The sequence below is a fragment of the Pseudomonas vranovensis DSM 16006 genome (genome assembly GCF_000425805.1).
GTDB lineage: Bacteria > Pseudomonadota > Gammaproteobacteria > Pseudomonadales > Pseudomonadaceae > Aquipseudomonas > Aquipseudomonas vranovensis.
The window spans coordinates 18401-33372 of the sequence record NZ_AUED01000024.1; the positions used below are offsets into that span (position 1 = coordinate 18401).

At 59.7% G+C, this 14972-nt stretch carries 15 protein-coding genes; 11 read left to right on the top strand and 4 right to left on the bottom strand.

Translation table 11 applies throughout. The features are described from left to right. Positions 1–31 precede the first annotated feature (31 nt). Positions 32–1993, bottom strand: a complete 1962-nt coding sequence (acs, locus tag H621_RS0117815; RefSeq protein ID WP_028944700.1) for an acetate--CoA ligase — start codon at positions 1991–1993, stop codon at positions 32–34. 407 nt (positions 1994–2400) lie between these two features. On the opposite strand from acs, the gene H621_RS0117820 reads away from it, so the two are divergent. After that, the gene (locus H621_RS0117820; protein WP_028944701.1) at positions 2401–2661 is read left to right on the top strand and encodes a DUF2790 domain-containing protein; all 261 of its coding nucleotides are present in this window, start codon (positions 2401–2403) and stop codon (positions 2659–2661) included. Positions 2662–2745: 84 nt separating this feature from the next. Here H621_RS0117820 and H621_RS0117825 read toward each other — a convergent pair whose 3' ends face one another. Further along, the gene (locus H621_RS0117825) at positions 2746–4320 is read right to left on the bottom strand and encodes a sigma-54-dependent phenylalanine hydroxylase transcriptional regulator PhhR (protein ID WP_028944702.1); all 1575 of its coding nucleotides are present in this window, start codon (positions 4318–4320) and stop codon (positions 2746–2748) included. A 292-nt stretch (positions 4321–4612) separates the two neighbouring features. Here H621_RS0117825 and phhA point away from each other — a divergent pair, with 292 nt between their 5' ends. The 4 genes from phhA to H621_RS27215 are packed head-to-tail and all read left to right on the top strand — an operon-like array spanning position 4613 to position 7304. Further along, on the top strand, positions 4613–5401 hold the full coding sequence (gene phhA / locus H621_RS0117830) for a phenylalanine 4-monooxygenase (protein ID WP_028944703.1): 789 nt from the start codon (positions 4613–4615) through the stop codon (positions 5399–5401). Positions 5402–5443: 42 nt separating this feature from the next. Beyond that, positions 5444–5800 carry a 4a-hydroxytetrahydrobiopterin dehydratase gene (locus H621_RS0117835; protein ID WP_028944704.1) on the top strand — a complete coding sequence of 119 codons (357 nt, stop codon included), beginning with the start codon at positions 5444–5446 and terminating at the stop codon, positions 5798–5800. Further along, positions 5800–6993, top strand: coding sequence for an amino acid aminotransferase (locus H621_RS0117840; RefSeq protein WP_028944705.1), 1194 nt, complete (start codon positions 5800–5802; stop codon positions 6991–6993). Before H621_RS0117835 ends, H621_RS0117840 begins: the two co-directional genes overlap by 1 nt. Before the next feature lie 47 nt (positions 6994–7040). Beyond that, complete coding sequence (locus tag H621_RS27215) at positions 7041–7304, top strand: hypothetical protein (RefSeq protein ID WP_036990012.1); 264 nt, start codon at positions 7041–7043, stop codon at positions 7302–7304. A 108-nt stretch (positions 7305–7412) separates the two neighbouring features. Here H621_RS27215 and arfB read toward each other — a convergent pair whose 3' ends face one another. Both arfB and H621_RS0117860 read right to left on the bottom strand, forming a co-directional pair. Beyond that, positions 7413–7823: an alternative ribosome rescue aminoacyl-tRNA hydrolase ArfB gene (gene arfB / locus H621_RS0117850; protein WP_036990018.1), complete on the bottom strand. Its 411-nt coding sequence runs from the start codon at positions 7821–7823 to the stop codon at positions 7413–7415. 340 nt (positions 7824–8163) lie between these two features. Further along, on the bottom strand, positions 8164–8478 hold the full coding sequence (locus tag H621_RS0117860) for a helix-turn-helix domain-containing protein (protein ID WP_084167979.1): 315 nt from the start codon (positions 8476–8478) through the stop codon (positions 8164–8166). Positions 8479–8820: 342 nt separating this feature from the next. On the opposite strand from H621_RS0117860, the gene H621_RS0117865 reads away from it, so the two are divergent. The 6 genes from H621_RS0117865 to H621_RS27220 all read left to right on the top strand — a co-directional run bounded on the left by H621_RS0117865 (position 8821) and on the right by H621_RS27220 (position 14946). Then, positions 8821–9474 carry a DUF1120 domain-containing protein gene (locus H621_RS0117865; protein WP_028944709.1) on the top strand — a complete coding sequence of 218 codons (654 nt, stop codon included), beginning with the start codon at positions 8821–8823 and terminating at the stop codon, positions 9472–9474. A 150-nt stretch (positions 9475–9624) separates the two neighbouring features. Beyond that, a complete protein-coding gene (locus tag H621_RS0117870) occupies positions 9625–10236 on the top strand; it encodes a DUF1120 domain-containing protein (RefSeq protein ID WP_051270585.1) in 612 nt (203 codons plus the stop codon). A 101-nt stretch (positions 10237–10337) separates the two neighbouring features. Further along, complete coding sequence (locus H621_RS0117875; protein ID WP_146117336.1) at positions 10338–10931, top strand: DUF1120 domain-containing protein; 594 nt, start codon at positions 10338–10340, stop codon at positions 10929–10931. Between the two features lie 71 nt (positions 10932–11002). Continuing rightward, the gene (locus tag H621_RS0117880; protein WP_028944712.1) at positions 11003–11647 is read left to right on the top strand and encodes a DUF1120 domain-containing protein; all 645 of its coding nucleotides are present in this window, start codon (positions 11003–11005) and stop codon (positions 11645–11647) included. Positions 11648–11782: 135 nt separating this feature from the next. Further along, entirely contained in the window at positions 11783–12496 is a 714-nt protein-coding gene (locus H621_RS0117885; protein ID WP_051270588.1) for a fimbria/pilus chaperone family protein, read from the top strand. A 128-nt stretch (positions 12497–12624) separates the two neighbouring features. Continuing rightward, positions 12625–14946 (top strand): fimbria/pilus outer membrane usher protein, encoded by a 2322-nt coding sequence (locus H621_RS27220; protein WP_167332125.1) that lies wholly within the window; start codon positions 12625–12627, stop codon positions 14944–14946. Positions 14947–14972 lie beyond the last annotated feature (26 nt).

Sequence of the window (14972 nt, forward strand, 5' to 3'; positions counted from 1 at the left end):
TCATCGCGGGGTTTGTCCCGCGGTGGGTTTATCAGGCCGAAGCCAGGCTCATCGATTTGTGCGTATCAATCAGGTGCTGCACCACACTCGGGTCGGCCAGGGTGGAGATATCGCCCAGGGCGTCATACTCGGCCGTGGCAATCTTGCGCAGGATACGGCGCATGATCTTGCCCGAACGGGTCTTGGGCAGGCCCGGTGCCCATTGGATGACATCCGGCGAAGCAATCGGACCAATCTCTTTACGCACCCAGTTCTTCAGCTCCATGCGCAGCGCCTCGTTTGGCTCTTCGCCACCGTTGAGGGTGACGTAGACATAGATGCCCTGGCCCTTGATGTCGTGCGGTACGCCAACCACGGCGGCCTCGGCGACTTTCGGGTGGGCAACCATGGCGCTTTCGATCTCGGCGGTCCCCATGCGGTGACCCGAGACGTTGAGTACGTCATCGACCCGGCCGGTGATCCAGTAGTAGCCGTCTTCGTCGCGACGGGCACCGTCGCCGGTGAAGTACATGCCACGGAAAGTCTTGAAGTAGGTGTCGACGAAGCGGTCGTGATCGCCGTACAGCGAACGCGACTGGCCTGGCCACGAGTCGAGGATCACCAGGTTGCCCTCGGCAGCGCCTTCGATCAGGTTGCCCAGGTTGTCCACCAGGGCCGGCACCACACCAAAGAACGGACGGGTTGCCGAGCCCGGCTTGAGCGCCGTGGCGCCTGGCAACGGGCTGATCAGCACGCCGCCGGTCTCGGTCTGCCACCAGGTATCGACGATCGGGCAACGCTCCTTGCCCACCGTCTGGTAGTACCAGTTCCAGGCTTCCGGGTTGATCGGCTCGCCCACCGAGCCTAGCAGGCGCAGGCTGGAGCCATCGGCACCGGCGACCGCAGCCTGACCTTCGGCCATCATTGCGCGGATCGCGGTAGGCGCGGTGTAGAGGATGTTGACCTTGTGCTTGTCGATGATCTTCGACACGCGGGTGATATCCGGGTAGTTCGGCACACCTTCGAACAGCACGGTGGTCGCGCCATTGGCCAGCGGGCCGTAGACGATGTAGCTGTGGCCGGTGACCCAGCCGACGTCGGCGGTACACCAGTAGACTTCGCCCGGACGGTAGTCGAACACCCGCTCATGGGTCAGAGCGGCATAGACCATGTAGCCGCCGGTGGTGTGCAGCACACCCTTGGGCTTGCCGGTGGAGCCGGAGGTGTAGAGGATGAACAGCGCCTCTTCGGCGCCCATTTCTTTTGGCGCGCAATGGCTGGAGGCAACCTTCATCAGGTCTTCGAACCAGATATCGCGATGCTGGTGCCAGGCAATGTCGCCACCGGTGCGCTTGCACACGATGATCTTCTGCACGCTGGCGGTTTCCGGGTTGGTCAGCGCCAGGTCGACATTGGCCTTGAGCGGGGTGCGACGGCCGCCACGCAGCCCCTCGTCGGCAGTGATCACCACTTTTGATTTGCAGTCGATGATGCGGCCGGCCAGCGCCTCTGGCGAGAAGCCACCAAATACCACCGAGTGAATCGCACCAATGCGGGCGCACGCCAGCATGGCGACCACGGCCTCGGGGATCATTGGCATGTAGATGGTAACCACGTCACCACGGTGCACGTCCTGGCCACGCAGGGCGTTGGCGAATTTACAGACCTGCTCGTGCAGTTCGCGGTAGGTGATGTTGCGGTGCTCGGAAGGATCGTCACCTTCCCAGATGATTGCGACTTGATCGCCGCGCTCGGCCAGATGGCGGTCCAGGCAGTTGTAGGAGACGTTCAGAGTGCCGTCGGCAAACCATTTGATATCGACATGGTGATCGTCGAAGGAAGTCTGCTTGACCTTGGTAAAGGGCTTGATCCAGTCCAGGCGCTGCGCCTGCTCACGCCAGAAGCCGTCCGGGTTGATCACCGACTGCTGGTACATGGCCTTGTAGGTCGCCTCATCAGTCAGCGTGTTGGCCGCAACCTCGGGACGAACGGGGTACAGGGGAGCCGCACTCATCTTTATCTACCTCGGTGTAATAGTTGTTTTTGTATGACCTCGTTTGTAACTGTACCAGACCGGGCGGGCCATTCGACGTTGGTAGTAACGCCCTGCTCTTTTTGCACCCCTGCAATTGACGGCGGGCTCAAGGCCGGGCCTCGGCGCCTGGAAAAATAATTTTCAATTGCACCCGCAAGGCGATTGTTACGTTTTTTGCCAACAGTGTTTATCAAAACGTCATCTGTTTAAGGCAGGCGCACCTGCCTAAAATTCACCTCGCCAGCAACGGCAACGAGATTAACTTCTTGTAACACCCCCACGAAGGCCGTTAATCCCGCGATAACTGTGATAGTTGAACTTAAGTTGCACACGCGGCGCCACGCGCGCTGCGTGCCCCCTCTCGACCTTAGACAGGTAAAATGAAAATGAAAGCGTTACTGGTATTGGTACTTGGCAGTCTTTGCACCACGGCGATGGCCGCTGAAGTTGCAAACGATTCTGCCGGGCAGATTCCGGTTGAACAGTACAGTTACTCGCAGCACCTGGACATCGCCAAGGTCATCTCCATGAGTGAAGTCCCGCACGTTTGCGAAGTGGTCCCGGTCCGCATGACCTATGAAGACTCCCAGGGCCAACAGCACATTCTCGAATACCGCGTGATGGGGGACGGCTGCTCCAACGGCTAATCACAACACTCTTGTTTCGCCCGCCCTGCCCCTGAGGCAGGGCGGGCGATTTATAGTGAATCGCCCCAAATACTGACAACGCTGTTATTTAACGTCGCTTAACTCAGTTGATTTACCTAGTCCATGTTCGCGCAACTTGTTGGCAATGGTTGTATGTGAAACCCCCAGGCGTTTACCCAACGCCCGGCTACTGGGAAACTCATTGATCAGTTGCTCCAGCACTGCCTTCTCGAAACGCCCGACAATATCCCCCAGCTCCCCCTCCAACGAAAACTCGCCCAAGGGTTGCCGAGCGCCATAATCCGGCAAGCGAATGTGCTCACTCTTCACCACCCCGCCATCACACAGCGATACCGCCTGGAACAACACGTTCTCCAACTGGCGCACATTGCCCGGCCAGTGATACTGGCTCAACCGCTCCATTGCCGCTGGCGCCAGGCGTGGCAGGGGGCAACCGATCTGTCGGCTGGCCTGGTCAAGGAAGTGCTCCACCAGCGGCGCCAAGCCATCGAGGCACTCGCGCAGCGGCGGAATATGCAGCGAAAGCACGTTCAGGCGATGGTACAGGTCCTGGCGAAACTCGCCGCGGGCACACAATTCCGAGAGATCGACCTGAGTGGCACAGATCACCCGCACGTCCAGGTAAACCTCCTCGTCACTACCGACCCGGCGAAAACAACCGTCCTGCAGAAAGCGCAGCAATTTGACCTGCAGCCGCGGACTCATCTCGCCGACACCGTCGAGAAACAAGGTGCCGCCCGCCGTCAGTTCCAGCAACCCGAGCTTGCCTTCGGCACGCGCGCCTTCAAAAGCACCCGGCCCGTAACCGAACAGTTCAGTCTCGGCCATGGACTCCGGCAGGCCGGCGCAGTTGAGTGCCATCAAGGGTGCCTGACCGCGAGGACTGGCCAGGTGGCAGGCGCGCGCCAGCAACTCCTTGCCGGTGCCCGTCTCGCCCTCGATCAGCAGCGGCGCATCCAGTGGCGCCATGCGGCGCGCTTCACGCACCACCCCCGCCATTACCCGCGAGCTCTGGAAGATGCTGTCAAAACCGCGCAATTCCTGCTTGCGCACGTTATAGATACGCTCACCTATGCGGTCGGCACGGTGCAAGGTCAAGACTGCCCCCGCCAGAGCCTCGCTGTCGTCGTGCTCCGACTGCAGCGGAGCAATATCGGCCAGGAACACATCGCCCTTGACCTTGACCCGCAGCCCGTTGATCCGCGACTTGTTGGCCCGCACCAACTCCGGCAGGTCAAAGTCTTCGGCATAGCGCGACAGCGGAATGCCGGGTACTTCATCCACCCGCACCCCCAGCAATTGTGCGGCCGCCCGGTTGGCGGCAACGATGGAGCCGCCCATATCGATCGACAGCACCGGAAAGTCCAGGGCGCCGAGCAAGGCGTTGAGTTCCATGTGGCGCCGCTCGCTGGGCATCAGCCCTACCCGCTTGACCCCGAATACACCGGTAATCGACTCGAACTTGGGCCGCAGGGCCTGGAACTGCAGATTGATCAGGTTCGGACAATGCAAGTAGATGGCATTGCCATGCTCGCCACCCACCTCGCCACGGGCAACGTTGATGCCGTACTCCACCAGCAGGTTGAGGATGTCGCGCAGAATGCCGATGCGGTTCTGGCAATGCACTTTGATACGCATGAAATGTCCTACTAGTAGGTCTACAACAAGCTTTGGCGCCTACCCGACAGGCATTTATTTATCAGCGCCGAAGAATTCTTGTAAAGATTACGTGACGAAAACCGGGAATCATCCTCACAGCCGCCTCCGATTTTTCGGCCTTTTGTCTTTTTTGTAAAGTTATCGTTACGATTTGAGCGGGCAGCCACCACCGCCAGCGGGCCCGGGACCGATGCAAAGTGCCGCCCAGCGGGGTATCACTTAAGCAACGGCTTGATCACATAACAAAAAAGGCCCTCAGCAGGAGAGCAGTATGAAACAGACGCAATACGTGGCTCGCGAGCCCGATGCGCAAGGGTTTATCGACTACCCGCAGCAAGAGCATGCGGTGTGGAACACCCTGATTACCCGTCAGTTGAAGGTGATCGAAGGTCGCGCGTGCCAGGAATACCTGGACGGCATCGACCAGCTGAACCTGCCGCACGACCGCATTCCGCAGTTGGGCGAAATCAACAAAGTGCTGGGCGCCACCACCGGCTGGCAAGTCGCCCGGGTTCCTGCGCTGATCCCCTTCCAGACCTTTTTTGAACTGCTGGCCAGCAAGCGCTTTCCGGTAGCGACCTTCATTCGTACCGAAGAAGAGCTCGACTACCTGCAAGAGCCCGATATTTTCCACGAGATTTTTGGCCACTGCCCGCTGCTGACCAACCCCTGGTTCGCCGAATTCACTCATACCTACGGCAAACTTGGCCTGCAGGCTACCAAGGAAGAGCGCGTGTACCTGGCGCGGCTGTACTGGATGACCATCGAATTCGGCCTGGTCGATACCCCGCAGGGCCGGAAGATATACGGCGGCGGCATTCTTTCCTCGCCAAAAGAAACTGTCTACAGCCTGTCCGACGAGCCTGAGCACCAGGCCTTCGACCCGCTGGAAGCCATGCGTACCCCGTACCGCATCGACATCCTGCAGCCGCTGTACTTTGCCTTGCCCAACCTCAAGCGCCTGTTCGATCTTGCCCACGAAGACATCATGGGCATGGTCCACACTGCAATGAAGATGGGCCTGCACGCACCTAAATTTCCACCCAAGGTCGCTGCCTGAGCGACCTTGCAAACCAATAACAAACCACTTGCGGAAAACCTTATGAACGCCTTGAACCAAGCCCACTGCGAAGCCTGCCGTGCCGATGCCCCACAGGTCAGCGACGAAGAACTGCCGGTACTGATCAAGCAGATCCCGGATTGGAACATCGAAGTCCGTGACGGCATCATGCAGCTGGAAAAGATCTTCCTGTTCAAGAATTTCAAACACGCCCTGGCCTTCACCAATGCCGTCGGCGAAATCTCCGAAGCCGAAGGCCATCACCCTGGCCTGCTGACCGAGTGGGGCAAAGTCACCGTGACCTGGTGGAGCCATTCGATCAAGGGCCTGCATCGCAACGACTTCATCATGGCCGCGCGCACCGACGAGGTCGCCAACACCGCCGAAGGCCGCAAGTAATGCACTTTGGCGCGATCGAGCGCGTACCCGGCGACCCGATCCTGGGGCTGATGGAGGCGTATGCCAAAGACAGCAATCCAAACAAGTTCGACTTGGGCGTCGGCGTGTTCAAGGATGCCCAGGGCCTGACGCCAATTCCGGCGGCGGTCAAGCACGCCGAACAGCGCCTGCTTGAGCAGCAGGCCAGCAAGAGTTATGTGGGCGGTCATGGCGACGCAGACTTCGGTCGTTTGGTCAGCGAACTGGTGTTGGGCAGTGACTCGTCGTTGCTCAGCAACAAGCGCGCCGGCGCCACCCAGACCCCGGGCGGTACCGGCGCCCTGCGCTTGGCGGCAGAGTTCATCGAACACTGCCTGCCCGGCCGCGGCATCTGGCTGAGCGATCCTACCTGGCCGATCCACGAAACCATTTTTGCCGGGGCTGGCCTCAAGGTCAGTCACTACCTCTATGTCGGTGCGGACAACTGCCTGAACGTGGCCGGGATGCTGGCTGCACTGGAGTCGGCGCCAAAAGGCGATGTGGTGCTCCTGCATGCCTGCTGCCACAACCCGACCGGGTTCGACCTGTCGCAGGACGACTGGCGCGCAGTGCTTGAAGTGGTCCGCCGTCGCGAGCTGCTGCCGCTGATCGACTTTGCCTACCAGGGGTTCGGCGATGGCCTGGAAGAGGATGCCTGGGCAGTCCGACTCTTTGCCGCCGAACTGCCTGAGCTGTTGATCACCAGTTCATGTTCAAAGAACTTCGGCCTATACCGTGACCGCACCGGCGCCTTGCTGGTGTGCAGCCATGATGCCGAGAAGCTGGTGGATGTACGCAGTCAGCTGGCGTGGTTGGCCCGCAACCTGTGGTCGACGCCACCGGATCACGGCGCTGCGGTCGTGGCGCAGATTCTTGGCGATGCCGACTTGAAACGCCTATGGATCGAAGAAGTCGAGGCCATGCGTCAGCGCATTGCCCAGCTGCGGGTCGGACTGGTCGAAGCGCTTGCACCGCATGGCTTGAGCGAACGCTTTGCACACATCGCCGAGCAACGCGGAATGTTCTCCTACACAGGCTTGTCGCCAGAGCAGGTCAGGCAGTTGCGTGACCGGCACAGCGTATACATGGTCGGCACTGGCCGGGCGAATGTCGCCGGGGCTGATGCCTCGCGGCTCGGGGCGTTGGCGGCGGCGATAGCCGACGTCTGCCGGTAGAACCATCGCGGGGCAAGCCCGCTCCCACCGGACAGGTGGGAGCGGGCTTGCCCCGCAAGGCGTTCAAACACCAATCGGCAGGAAAATTCATACTGTCATTCAGCTTCCTGTATCCTGCACAGGCTTTCAAAAGCCACGCGCGCCTTGCGCAGCCTTTCCACACACTTGCGAGGAACGACGAGATGCATGAAATCCCGAATCTTCCCTTCCCAAGCCTGAACCCAGAAGAGCAGACTCCTGCCACTCACAGCGCCGAACCAGCTCAGGCTGACCACGACGGCGACGACACCTCAAGCGCCGACCAGGAATAATCGCGCACCGATCAGACTGTGTGAAAACGGCTGATGCAGGGACTACCCCGTCAACACGTTTTCACACCGTCAAGAATCCCCTCGCTGCAACGGCCTCATTTCCCCGCCTCAATAATCGATCTTGCCGCGTCCGGCCTTGATCGCTCCACGCTTGCTTTTTGTGTCCAACCGCCGGGTTTTCGAACCCAGGGTCGGTCGGGTCGGGCGTCGCGTCTTCTCAACCTTGATGGCCGAGAGAATCAACTCGCGCAGGCGCTCCAGCGCATCATTGCGGTTCTGCTCCTGGGTGCGGTACTGCTGAGCCTTGATGATGATCACCCCATCGCGGGTGATACGGCCGTCGCGCAGGGCCAACAAGCGCTCCTTGTAGAACGGCGGCAATGACGATGCCTGGCTGTCGAAGCGCAGGTGCATGGCGCTGGAAACCTTGTTGACGTTCTGCCCGCCCGCCCCCTGGGCACGGATGGCCGTCAGTTCGATTTCGTCATCGGGCAATTGCACCGTGTTTGAAAGTTGCACTTTCACCTACCCTTGCAAAACAGTAAAAAACGACGCTGCCCTCCCGCCTCAGGAGGCCTCGTCGATCATGACAGATGTACTCCGGGCCAACACCTCGATCACTCGCCTGACCCGAACTTGATCGGCCGAGGACAACTGTCGAAACAACACGACCAGATCGCACTCCGATTCATTGAGCTGACTGTCAGGGTGAATGCCGGACGCCTGATCGGGAAAACAAATTTTGTACGTAGGCATGACCATCCTTCCCTTGGATTTTTGAAAGGAAAGACGTTACGGGGAATCGTATTAAAATAGACCTTAATCGGTCTGATAATTTTGTAGGAAGAGTGAACAACCGCTATTCGACATCACTCATCGCACTGGCCATTGCGCCAATCACTCGATGCACAATTTCCTGGTCGGCATTGGCCAACGAACGGTAGCGCGCCAGTAGACGCTGCTCCGGTTCGGTCAGTCCCTGCGCGGTTTCAACCGTACGCATTCCAGTGATGACGAAGCACACATCAACCCCCGCCTGTGCCACCGCAGCCAGGTAGGCGACATCGGGATTGCGCTCGCCCTTTTCATAGCTTCCCTGGGTATTGCGGTTGACGCCGCCCAGACGGGAAAAATCATCCTGCCGCATCCCAAGGCGGGTGCGCTCATGACGCAAACGCTCTCCGCACTCTGTTGATCGCACTGCGTCATAAGCACAAATTTTCAATCACCACCTCTTTACAGGAACATTTTATTGGGCATAATCGGCACCCTCACAGCGCAGACAAGCCCGCTTTTGCAGTTTTGGTCAGGCCATTTTAAGCAAAGCACATTCACAGCGCTCACCCTCAACCCTATGCACCAGCAGTACCGTCATGGATGACACAGGACCAGAAACCGGTTTCTGGTAACGGGCAAAACCGAGTTAGGTTGCGACCCGAAGTGCCTTCCGGCGTCGATGCTTCAACAGTGTCTGCACCGGCGCGGAGGCTCCTTCCCTTAGTCAAAGGACCGAGTCATGAGCAACGCAACGCCATGCACCCTGGCAGCATTACTAACCTGCCTCAGTCTCGGCGCCAACGCCAGTACCACGGATGTCAGCCTGGTCGGTACCCTCACACCGTCCGCCTGCACGCCGTCGCTGTCCTTGGGTGGGCGGGTGGATTACGGAGACCTCAGCATCCCTGAGCTGCCGATCGACCCCGACGATCCCACGCACTCGACCCTGCCACTGCGTAACCTGACCCTGCTGGTGAACTGTGGTGGGCCGACGCCGCTGGCCCTGGTAGCGACCGGCAACCGTCGCGACAGCAACTCCGCCGGCGAAGCCCGTACCTTCGGCCTGGGCAATACGCCCAAAGGCGAGCCTATCGGATTCTATACCGCGGGCTGGGCTGGCGGCACTGTCCTGCTCGACAATCTTCCGGCGGACACCCTCTATTCCACTGACCAGGGCCAGACCTGGACGCCCTTGACCAGCGCATTGTTCAAGCATCTGGGCGACCGCCCCGATACAAGGTTCGGCTTTGCCTCTACTGGCAGCACCAGCCCGACGCCCGCGCGGCAACTGAGCCTGGAACTGGAAGTCAGCGGCTGGGTTCGCAACGACATCATCCATTTCGACCAGTCGCTCATGGATGGCAACCTGACCGTCGAGGTCCAGTACCTCTAGCACCTACCAGAAGAACATGGCCTGATCGGCCTTACAGAATCCCGTCGACTGCAGACCTGCACATTGCCCCACGTGGCCAGTGACGCATTTCTGCGCTCAAAAACGGGACATCCGCACCACCTAACACAAGAACCAATAAAGGAAAAACCTGTGAAGAAGTCCGTATTGTCCCTCTCCCTTGTCGCTTCCCTGGCTGGCACTCACGCGATCGCCTCCACCACCGAAATGACCGTCACCGGCACCATCACGCCGTACGCGTGCACTCCAACACTAAGCAACAACGGGGTCATCGACTACGGCCCGATCCATGCCCAGACCCTCGACAACTTCCAACTGCCAGACAGAACCCTGACCCTGTCCATCAGTTGCGGGGCCGAAGCTCCCATCTCCCTGATTGCAACAGACAACCGCAGCGGCACCGCCAGCACCACCGGCGACATCCACTTCGGCATGGGAACCTACCAGTCCATGCCCATCGGACGCTATTCGATGGCGTTCCAGAACGCCCAGGTCGATGGTCAGCAGAGGGGTGCACTGGAATCTCAGGACAGTGGCGTCACCTGGAAAGCCAGCAATATTGTCTTGATGCGCGACTCGACGATAGCCCAAGGCTTCATGCTGGGGTTTGGCAACACCACTCCGCAACCGACAACGCTCTTGAGCGCCACCATGCGCATTCAGGGCTCGATCAATAAAGACCTGCCCTTCACCGACGATATCGATCTCGACGGCAGCAGCACCATCGAGATCAAGTACCTCTGATTCATCGCCTAGACATTCTATTAAGAGGGACGTCAGAAGCCCTCACTCATCCACCAAGGAAAATAACAGTGAAGAAGTTCGTTGTGCCCCTGGCACTTCTCTTGACCCTCGCCAGCAATCACGCCTTGGCATCAACCGCTGAGATCACCCTCACGGGCACCCTGACCCCTTCGGCCTGTACACCCATGCTGGGCAACGGCGGCGTGGTCGACTATGGCCATGTATCCACCGGGGACCTCGAAGACGAGAACGCTACTTTATACAAACTTCCGGCCAAGCAATTGAGCCTGACCATCCAATGTGCCAGTGAAACTTCGTTCGCCCTGACCACCACCGACAACCGCCACGAAAGTTCCGGCATCAGTCCCGTCAGCCATGGCCTGGGCATGCACAAACAGCAGCAAATCGGCACCATGGGGATAGGCCTCAGCACCCCTGAACTGGATGGCATACCAGTCAATACCCTGGTGTCGTACAACGCCGGCAACACCTGGTTCGCCGGTATTTTTCAGTACTTCGCCCCCTCTCAAAAAATGCCCGATAACCGCGTGGCTTTCGGCGACTTGAATACCCCTGTTCCCGCCACTCGCCTGAGCGCAAACCTCGATATCAATAGTTTTATTTACAAGGCATTGCCTGCCAACGAAGACATTCAGATCGACGGCAGTACAACGTTCAACATTGTTTATCTCTGATCAAGCACGACCTGAATTTAAAACAAGAAGGGATCGCTAAATCCCCGAACTCCCTAACCAAGGAAATAATAATGAGAATTTCCGTAGCATCCTTTTCACTCCTCGCGACCCTTGCCAGTACACACGTCATCGCCTCTACCAGCGACGTTACACTCACCGGCACCCTCACCCCTTCGGCCTGCACGCCAGCACTGAGCAATGGCGGTGTGATTGACTATGGTCCCCTTTTCGTTGACGACCTCGACACTGGAGCTACCGTTCATTACCAACTGCCGGTCAAACAGCTGGACCTGACTATCAAGTGCGAAGTCGCCACACTGTTCGCACTTGTCAACTTCGACAACCGAATTGATAACGCGACAGGGGCTGTCAACCGTTTTGGGCTCGGCACGCATAAAGATGAAGTCATTGGCTACATGTTTATACAAGCCACTACGGCCTTGGTGGATGGTGTAGTGCGGCACACCATCACCTCTCGAGATCGGGGGGAAAACTGGGTACGTGTCGGTGGATCTACTCAGGGATTTGAACGTGCCCAACTCAGACCAGACTTCCTGCTCGGTTTCGGAGATCCAAGCGACGTCGCCAGCGGCCCCACACCGGCAAAGGACCTGAGTACCACCCTAACGGTAACAGGTCGGGCGGACTCAAGAATTGACTACAGCAGCGATGTCCAGATCGACGGCAGCACAACTTTCGAAGTCCGCTACCTCTGAACCGTTGAGCCCATTCAGATCGCGAACAACGGATGCTCGCCCTTCATGACACACCCGGCCGGCGCACCGCCTTCCAGTAGCTCAAGGAAGTCATCTCAAAGGTCTTGCGCCGCACGCCATCAATGAATCGATACGATGAAATACCTACGCGACTGTATTACCGGCTCCCTGCTGCCTGCAGCTTTACTGCTTGCCCATGCAACCAGCACCCTGGCTGACGGCATGGTGCCCAAATCTTCGGTGGTGATTCTCGAGGAAGCCAATACCAGCGGCACCGCTTTCCTGGTCACCAATACCGACCCACATGCCTCATTGCTGGCGGTGTTCATCGAAAACCTGCCCGAAGACCAGGACAACCTGCTGGTGGTGCAACCCACCGTGACCCGAGTCGAGGCAGGTCACGAGCAACAGGTGCTGTTCCACTACGTCGGCACTGAACCGCTCAAGGAACAGCGCCTGAAACGGGTGATCTTCGAAGGCATTCGTGAGCAAGCCCCAGGCGCTAATGGCAGCATGCGCGTCAGCTTCGGCGTGCGCCAGAACCTGCCGGTGATCCTCCACCCCAAGGGCCTGGCAAAAAATCGTTCGCCCTGGGAGGGGTTGACCTGGCACGTAGACGGCAACCAGTTGCGGGTCGAGAACAACACGCCCTACGTGGTACGCCTGGGCCGCGAATTGCTGCTCAACCCCGGTCAATTGCGCGTGGACCTTCCCCGCAGCTACGTACTGGCCAACGAGCACGTGAGCCTTGAGCTACCCACCGCCATCGGTGCCGCGTCCAGCGTGCGCTTCCAGCCGGCGACGGTATACGGTTACGCCACTGACCCCTACGAGGCCGCCATACAGTGATCGCCTCTCCCCCTAACAAGAGCAGTTTCAACTGCCCGAATCAACTGCTGGCTGGGCTATGCCTAGGTTTGATCAGCCTTGAATCCGTCAAGCTTGCCCACGCCTCGAACAGCCCGGAGCCGCCTACCGTGTTCGACCACGAGGTCCTGCGCCTGCGCGGCATCGACCCGCAGTTGGCGCAGCTGTTCAGCCAGCATGCACGCTTCCCTCCTGGCAGGCAGCACATCGGCCTGAACGTCAACGGTCATGACAAGGGCTCGACCGCAGCGCGCTTCGACGCCAGCGGTGCCTTGTGCTTTGACGACGCGTTGCTGCAGTTTGCCGGGGCAGCGAGACCCGCCGACTGGCCGACGGTAGTTGATGAACCAAAAGCACCCCTGGCGCCTGACTGCCGAGACTTGCGCGAAGCCTACCCGCACATGCAGGTGGAACTCGACCCGGGACGGCAGCAGGTGCGACTGGTGATCCCCGATCAAGCCCTGGAGCGACGTCCGCACAACGTCGATGGCTTCAGCCAGGGTGGCGTTGCAGGTCTTCTGAACTACGACCTGTTCGGCACCTTCAACCGCTATGGTGGCGAATCGAGCCGCTATGCAGCCGCCAACACAGAATTCGGCATCAACATTGACAACTGGATCCTGCGCAGCCGCCAGGTACACAGTCGTTCCGATGGCCGGGTCCACAGTGAAATGCTCGACACCTATGCACAACGCAGCTTTGTCCAGAGCCGTAGCATCTTCCAGGCCGGCGAGATCAGCCTGGTCAACCCTGCGCTCAACGGCGCGCAGATTATTGGCGCCCAGCTCACCCCGGAACATGGCTTGCTGTCCCAACTGGACAACGCCAGTGTGCAAGGCATCGCCAACAGCCAGGCGCGGGTGGAGATCCACCAGAACGGTGCCTTGCTGTACGCCACGGTGGTGCAGCCAGGTCCGTTCAGCATCAGCAACATTCCTCGCCTCACCTCCCAATCGGACCTGGAAGTGACGGTGATCGAAACCAGTGGTGAGCGCCGCAGTTTTCGCGTACCGGCCAACCTGGCTGCTGCTGCGCCCGCTCAACGCGGCTTCAGTATCGGTGCCGGCAGGGTGCGCAGCTATAGCCACGAAGCCGACGAGCCGGCCGTACTGAGCCTGGGACAGACCGACGCCATTGGTCAGACCTCGCGTTTGAGCAGCGGTCTGATCCTGGCCCAGGGCTATCGCAGCATAGGCGCCAGCCTCGACGGTGCCTTAAGCCCTTCGCTCAGTGCCCAGGCATCTGCCATCGGCTCGCAGGCAACGGCGCTGGAGCACCAGGGACTGCAACTGGGCGGCCAGTTGAACTGGCAACTGCACGAACAATGGTCGAGCCTGGTCGCCGTAAATCATCGTAGCCAAGGCTACCGCGAACTCCTCGACAGCACCTACCACGCGAGCGACAACACCTCCAGTTACCGCGACCAGCTCAGCACCAGCCTGCGCTGGGGGAGCCCGGTGATTGGCAGTTTCAGCCTTGGCTACACCCAGACCACCTACTACCAGCACGACAGCAATCAACGCCTGTTCCTGTCCTGGGGCAACAGTTACAACGGGGTGAGTGTCTCGGCGTCTGTGGAAAAATCGGTCGGCGACACCAACGGCGACAATGGCGACGCGATCTACCTCAGCGTCAGTCTGCCACTGGGCAGTACCGCTCGTGCGCGCAGCAGCATACGTCACCGCGACAATGACACCACCAGTACCGTGAACTACCAGCAGCAGGTCACCGACAGTTTCGGCTACCGCCTGGGCGCCGAACACCGCTCAGGAGACAGCAACAACCTGGCCAGTGCGGGCCTTTCGGCAATCCCGCGCTATACCCAGCTAGACCTGAACTATGCTGGCGACGGGCGCGACGCCAATTACAACGTCGGCCTGCGCGGTGGCCTGGCAGTGCACGGCGCCGGCATCACCCCCTCGCCCTACCCGATTCGCGACACCTTTGCCATTCTCACCGTGACCGACACCCCTGGCGTCAAAGCCAGCACGCCCAACGGCCCGGTATGGACGGACTTTGCCGGCCGTGCGGTGATCCCGGCGCTGAGTCCCTATGGCCGCAGCGCCGTACAGGTCGACAACCAGAGCCTGCCGATCAACGTCAATGTCGAGGAAGGCGCCGCGGTACTCAAGGCCAGCCGTGGTGCTGTGCCGCGGCTGACCTTCAATGCATGGAGCGTACGGCGGATGCTCCTGACCGTCACCGACGGCCGCGGCCAGCCCTTGCCTGCCGGCGCTTCGGTGTTCGATGACCGGGGCCGCTTCATCAGCCTGGTCCAACCCGGTGGCCTGGTGTTTATCGACAGCAGCGAAGCCATCAGCCACTTGATTGTCAGCGATCCGCAGGCCCGTGAATGCCGGGTGGTCCTCGATGCCGCCGCAGATGCGCCGCAAAAGACCTACTACACCAGCGTCCAACGCACCTGTAGTTGAACCGCCGCCGCGTTCTCGCAATCGAC

Excerpts from the sequence above, each read along its gene's own strand:
- H621_RS0117835 (WP_028944704.1), top strand. The coding sequence starts at position 5,444 with ATGAACGCCTTGAACCAAGCCCACTGCGAAGCCTGCCGTGCCGATGCC.
- H621_RS0117820 (WP_028944701.1), top strand. The coding sequence starts at position 2,401 with ATGAAAGCGTTACTGGTATTGGTACTTGGCAGTCTTTGCACCACGGCG.
- H621_RS0117880 (WP_028944712.1), top strand. The coding sequence starts at position 11,003 with ATGAGAATTTCCGTAGCATCCTTTTCACTCCTCGCGACCCTTGCCAGT.
- H621_RS0117825 (WP_028944702.1), bottom strand. The coding sequence starts at position 4,320 with ATGCGTATCAAAGTGCATTGCCAGAACCGCATCGGCATTCTGCGCGAC.
- acs (WP_028944700.1), bottom strand. The coding sequence starts at position 1,993 with ATGAGTGCGGCTCCCCTGTACCCCGTTCGTCCCGAGGTTGCGGCCAAC.
- H621_RS0117885 (WP_051270588.1), top strand. The coding sequence starts at position 11,783 with ATGAAATACCTACGCGACTGTATTACCGGCTCCCTGCTGCCTGCAGCT.
- H621_RS0117840 (WP_028944705.1), top strand. The coding sequence starts at position 5,800 with ATGCACTTTGGCGCGATCGAGCGCGTACCCGGCGACCCGATCCTGGGG.
- H621_RS0117865 (WP_028944709.1), top strand. The coding sequence starts at position 8,821 with ATGAGCAACGCAACGCCATGCACCCTGGCAGCATTACTAACCTGCCTC.
- phhA (WP_028944703.1), top strand. The coding sequence starts at position 4,613 with ATGAAACAGACGCAATACGTGGCTCGCGAGCCCGATGCGCAAGGGTTT.